At 31.8% G+C, this 5,586-nt stretch carries 4 protein-coding genes; 2 read left to right on the forward strand and 2 right to left on the reverse strand.

Features of this window, described 5'->3' with window-relative positions; all coding sequences use genetic code 11:
* Window positions 1–134: 134 nt before the first annotated feature.
* Together treP and treC are read left to right on the forward strand one after the other, a co-directional pair.
* The gene (gene treP / locus ACMOUI_RS01050; protein WP_418963892.1) at window positions 135–1,553 is read left to right on the forward strand and encodes a PTS system trehalose-specific EIIBC component; all 1,419 of its coding nucleotides are present in this window, start codon (window positions 135–137) and stop codon (window positions 1,551–1,553) included.
* A gap of 29 nt (window positions 1,554–1,582) precedes the next feature.
* A complete protein-coding gene (gene treC / locus ACMOUI_RS01055; protein ID WP_418963893.1) occupies window positions 1,583–3,250 on the forward strand; it encodes an alpha,alpha-phosphotrehalase in 1,668 nt (555 codons plus the stop codon).
* 115 nt (window positions 3,251–3,365) lie between these two features.
* On the opposite strand, the gene ACMOUI_RS01060 is transcribed toward treC, so the two are convergent.
* The gene (locus ACMOUI_RS01060; RefSeq protein WP_418963894.1) at window positions 3,366–4,340 is read right to left on the reverse strand and encodes an aminopeptidase; all 975 of its coding nucleotides are present in this window, start codon (window positions 4,338–4,340) and stop codon (window positions 3,366–3,368) included.
* A 12-nt stretch (window positions 4,341–4,352) separates the two neighbouring features.
* The gene (gene gltS, locus ACMOUI_RS01065; RefSeq protein ID WP_418963895.1) at window positions 4,353–5,546 is read right to left on the reverse strand and encodes a sodium/glutamate symporter; all 1,194 of its coding nucleotides are present in this window, start codon (window positions 5,544–5,546) and stop codon (window positions 4,353–4,355) included.
* Window positions 5,547–5,586: the final 40 nt, after the last annotated feature.

Below are 5,586 nucleotides of genomic sequence, written 5' to 3' on the forward strand. Positions count from 1 at the left end.
TATTATATCAGAAAAAATCATTTATATAAATATCTAAACTTGTTTAAACAAGTTGTTGACAAAATAAGAAAAAATTTATATGATATGTTCAATAAGAGATTAAAAAGTTTTTTTAAAAACATTGGAGGTTTAAAATGGGTAGATATGAAAGCGAAGCTAAAGAGATATTAGATTTGATTGGTGGAAAAGAAAATTTAATTAGTGCAACTCATTGCGTAACTAGACTTAGATTAGTTTTAAAAGATGAGAGTTTAGTAAAAAAAATAGAGTTGGAGAATAGCTCATTAGTAAAAGGGTGTTTTTCAACATCAGGACAATTTCAAATAATTATAGGAAATCAAGTTAAGGATTTATATAAAGATTTTATTATGGCTGCAGGAATTTCTGAGGCGACTAAAGAGGAAACAAAAGTTGCTGCCAGTGAAAAAATGGGGATGTTACAAAAAATTGTAGGTGGATTTGCAGAGATATTTACACCGCTTCTTCCTGTTATTATTGCAGGTGGATTGATATTAGGGTTTAGAAATATAATTGGTGACTTGGCAATATTTGGAAATGGGAACCAAACTTTAACAAGTCTATATCCTAAGTTAGCAGAACTTCATAGTTTTTTATGGATTTTAGGAGAAGCTATATTTCACTTTTTACCAGTGGGAGTAACATGGTCCACAGTAAAAAAATATGGAGGAACAGAGATTTTAGGAATAGTTTTAGGAATAACCCTAGTTTCACCACAGCTTATGAATGCCTATGCCTATGCAACAGCTCAAGCAACAGGAACAGTACCTTTCTGGGATTTTGGATTTATAACTATTGAAAAAGTTGGTTATCAAGCTCAAGTTATACCAGCTATGTTGGCAGGAATATTTATGGCAAAAATGGAGCTTTTTTTAAGAAAGCATCTTTCAGAAATTTTAAAGATGATACTGCTTCCATTTTTAGTTTTGTTTATAACAGTTATTGTGTCATATTTAGTTATTGGACCAGTATCTCGTGAGTTAGGAAATTATATAGCCGCAATATTTAATATTTTATTAACTGGACCTTTTAGAGTGTTGGGATCAATAATTTTTGGAATGCTTTATGCACCTCTAGTTATAACAGGAGTCCATCATACATTTTTGGCAGTGGATTTACAACTAATTGCTCAAGGTGGAACAATGATTTGGCCAATGATAGCACTGAGTAACATAGCTCAAGGTTCAGCTGCTGTAACAATTATGTTTTTAAATAAAAAGGATGAAAAATTAAAATCATTGTCTTTATCGTCGGCAATATCAGCGTGGTTAGGAGTTACTGAACCAGCTATGTTTGGAGTGAACTTAAGATTTATGTATCCATTTTATGGAGCTTTAATAGGTTCTGCTCTTGCTGCAACTTATTCAACTTTAACAGGAGTTTTAGCAAATTCAATAGGAATAGGTGGTCTTCCAGCATTTTTAGCTATTCAACCTAAGTTTTGGATAAACTATATTATAGCTATGGCAATAGCTTTTATAGTTCCAATTATTGCTACATATTTATTGAGCAAAGGTAGATTTGCAAAGAGATAAAAAATATAAAATAAAAAGTGAGGAAAATTATGTTAGAAAAAGATTGGTGGAAAAGTGCCACAGTTTATCAGATATATCCAAAAAGTTTTTGTGATAGCAATGGGGATGGAATAGGAGATATTAAGGGGATTATAAGTAAACTAGACTATTTAAAAAAATTAGGTATAGATGTAGTTTGGACAACGCCAATGTACGTTTCACCAATGATGGACAATGGATATGATATAGCTGACTATTATAATATTGATCCAGTATTTGGAACTATGGAAGATTTTCATGAACTATTAGATGAAATGCATAAAAAAGGCATGAAATTAATAATGGATATGGTTATTAACCATACATCAACAGAGCACTTTTGGTTTAAAGAAGCTTTGAAAGGTCCAGAGAACAGATACCATAACTACTATATTTGGAAAGATGGAGTAGCGGATAAAGCTCCAAATAATTGGGCCTCAAAATTTGGAGGAAGTGCTTGGGAATATGTGGAATCACTTGGAAAATACTACTTACATCTTTTTGATGTAACCCAAGCTGATCTCAATTGGGAAAATCCTGATTTAAGAGATGATATTTATAAAATGATAAATTTTTGGTTAGAAAAAGGTGTGGATGGCTTTAGATTAGATGTAATAAATTTGATTTCAAAGGATCAAAGTTTTCCAGATGACAACTATAAAACTGCTACGTCAGATGGAAGAAAATTCTATACAGATGGACCTAGAGTTCATGAGTTTTTAAAGGAGTTAACAGCTAATACTTTTGGGAAATATCCAGGAAGTTTAACTGTAGGTGAGATGTCTTCAACAACTATCCCACATTGTATAGAGTACACAAAACCAGAAAATAAAGAGTTGTCTATGGTATTTAATTTTCATCATTTAAAGGTAGATTATCCAAATGGAGAAAAATGGGCTTTAGGAGATATGGATTTTAAATCCTTAAAAGAGATATTTTTTAAATGGCAAGTTGAAATGGAAAAAGGAAATGGCTGGAGTGCTGTATTTTGGTGCAACCATGATCAACCAAGAATTGTTTCTAGATTTGGAAATGAAAAATATTTAAAAGAATCTGGAAAAATGTTGGGAACAGCTATTCATATGCTAAGGGGAACCCCATATATCTATCAAGGGGAGGAGATAGCAATGACTAATCCCCATTTCGAAAATATTGATGAATATAGAGATGTAGAAGCTTTAAACAATTATAATATACTTCTTGAAAAGGGAAAAACTATAGATGAGGCTATAGAGATTTTAGGACAAAAATCTAGAGATAATAGTAGAACTCCGATTCAATGGAATGGAAATAAAAATGCTGGATTTACTGAGGGAACTCCATGGATAGAAGTGGCTAAAAATTATTTGGATATAAATGTTGAAAACAATTTAGAAGATGAGGATTCAGTTTTTTATTATTATAAAAAGTTAATTGAATTAAGAAAAAAGTATAAAGTTATTTCAAATGGAGATTTTATACCTATGTATGAGGAGAATCCTCAAATTTTTGGATATATTCGTAAATTTCAAAATGAAAAACTTTTAGTTATAAACAACTTCTATGAGGATGAGATAGAAGTTGAAATTCCAGAAGAGTTTATAGGAAAAGATATTTTAATTGGGAATTATAGCGATTTGTTATTAAATAGTAAAAAAATAAGATTGAGAGCATATGAGTCAGTTGTAATATATTCATAGTAATATATCCATCTGTTGATGAAAATGAAAAATTAAAGTTTAATTTTGAATTTGTAGTAATAATATTTGAGCAGTTAAGCCCTTTAGAGATAAAGGGCTTAAGTTGCTTAAAATGTTAAAGCATCAATTGACCATCTTTTAAAATCATTATATCATCTGCAATTAATGTTGGGTTTGTCATTATTAAATCATAGTGACAAGCCGCTTTAACCACACCACCAAGAGTAATGTTTGTCCCAACCCCTATATGTAGAGATCCATATACGCCTTCATCCTCCAACATAGAGCCTGTAAATGTGCACATAGGATTTAGACCAACTCCAATTTCAGCTATATTGTAGACATTAGCATCCTTTTTGCTAATCCAATCAGCTGCTAATTTTTGTGCTTCCTCACCTCCAACAATAGATTCAGGAATTATAAAGCCATCTTTTACTTGAGCTTTTACAGGTGTTTTAAGAAGACCAATTCCAATATAAGGGATACTGGCATCAGCAACGATGACTCCATTAGCGGATCCTTCAACAGGGGAAACATTGGCTTCAATTGTTGGAACTGGACCAAATTCGCCAGGACCAACAAGTCCAGTTAGAGCGTTTCCTCTTCTACCTTCTGCAGAAACTACCAGGTTTGTTCCCATTGGAGTTGTGATGGATATTATTTTTGAGTTGGCCATTATTTCAGCCACTTTTTTACAGTTTTTTTCAGCTTCATAATAGTCAGCAAAAATTCCACCTCTTATCATTTGGTCTTCATTAAATTGAGTTAACATAATACCTCTTGAACCATTTTTACAGGCATTTTTTACTGCATTTGTATGTGTAATAGATGTATATACGGCAGATATAAAAGCATCGGAATTCTCCATTGCAGCAGCAATTGTTTTTGGTGGCTCTTGACCATCTCTTTCTCTAGGCATTAAAATATGAATTGAAGGTTCAGCTCCAGCTGCAAATACAGCACTAGCTAAAGATTCTGCAATTGTCATTTGTTTGGGTTCAGTTATTATAGCTACTTGTTCACCCTTTTTAACTCCAAGATTAGTTTCAACAATAGATTTTGCTCCTTTTGCCATTAATAGTTTTTTCATATTGTCCTCCTTTTAAGATAAAAAATTTATAAAACCAACAATTATAGCTGAGTTAAAAAAGTTTATAAAGAGACTTCCAACTAAAGGTACAATAAAAAATGCTGTTGGAGCTCCTCCATATTTTTCTTCAATGGATTGCATATTTGCCATAGCTGTAGGAACGGCACCTAATCCAAAGCCACAGTGTCCAACGGCTATCATAGATGCTTCATAATCTTTTCCCATAATTTTAAAATCTATATATATTGCACAAAGAACCATAAGAATAATTTGAGCTCCTAAAAGAATAAACATAGGAATAGCTAAGTCAGATATTTGCCATAATTTTAAATTCATCATAGAAAAAGCTAAAAATATTATAAGAGAAATCTCACCAATAATTCTAATTTCATTTTCTTTAATATCTATTTTGTATGAATAATCAGCAAAATTTCTTAAAATAGCGGCAGCAACCATAGCACCAACTGATGCAGGAAAGGTTAACCCGGTTTTAGCTAGGAGCATTGAAATAACAGATCCTAAAGCCATAGCTAAAATTATTTGATACACTGCTAAGTAAACTCCTTTCTCATCGAGATTGCTAATTTTTTCGATTTCATCTTTTACAAATGAAGCGATTCCGCTGTTAGAATCAGAGGTTAAATTATGTTTTTCAATGAGATATTTTCCAACAGGTCCACCTATAAGGCTACCTGCAATAAGACCAAAAGTAGCAGCGGCGAGTGTAATTGTTAAGGCATTTTCAAGACCAGCAGCTTCCAAGACTGGAGAAAATGCTGCAGAGGTTCCATGTCCACCAGTCATAGGAATAGAGGCAGTAGCAAGGCCAATAAGTGGATTTAAACCCATAAATTTAGCAAGAGATATACCTACAATATTTTGAAAAATTACGACTATAGCGGAAAGAAGTAAAAATTTGATTACATTAGGACCGCCTTTTTTTAATAGTTTATAACTAGCTGTAAAACCAATACTAGCATAAAAAGCAAGCATAAAAAAATCACTCAAAACAAAATTTAGGTTAAAAGTAAAAAAATTTGTAGTATATCCAATTAAAACAATAAGAGTAAATAAGAGACCACCTATAACAGGGATAGGAATACAAAATTTTTTTAGAAAAACACTTCTTTTTTTTATAAAATCGCCCATTAACAAGATAAGAACAGCTAAAGCAGTAGTTAAAAATAGATTAAGATCAATTGTCATTTTACCCCTCCTTTATTCTATATTAAACATTCTATAGAAT

This window comes from Cetobacterium sp. (assembly GCF_048470075.1).
Classification (GTDB): Bacteria; Fusobacteriota; Fusobacteriia; order Fusobacteriales; family Fusobacteriaceae; genus Cetobacterium_A.

Coding starts and splice junctions, on each gene's coding strand:
- treP (WP_418963892.1), top strand. CDS start 135: ATGGGTAGATATGAAAGCGAAGCTAAAGAGATATTAGATTTGATTGGT.
- treC (WP_418963893.1), top strand. CDS start 1,583: ATGTTAGAAAAAGATTGGTGGAAAAGTGCCACAGTTTATCAGATATAT.
- ACMOUI_RS01060 (WP_418963894.1), bottom strand. CDS start 4,340: ATGAAAAAACTATTAATGGCAAAAGGAGCAAAATCTATTGTTGAAACT.
- gltS (WP_418963895.1), bottom strand. CDS start 5,546: ATGACAATTGATCTTAATCTATTTTTAACTACTGCTTTAGCTGTTCTT.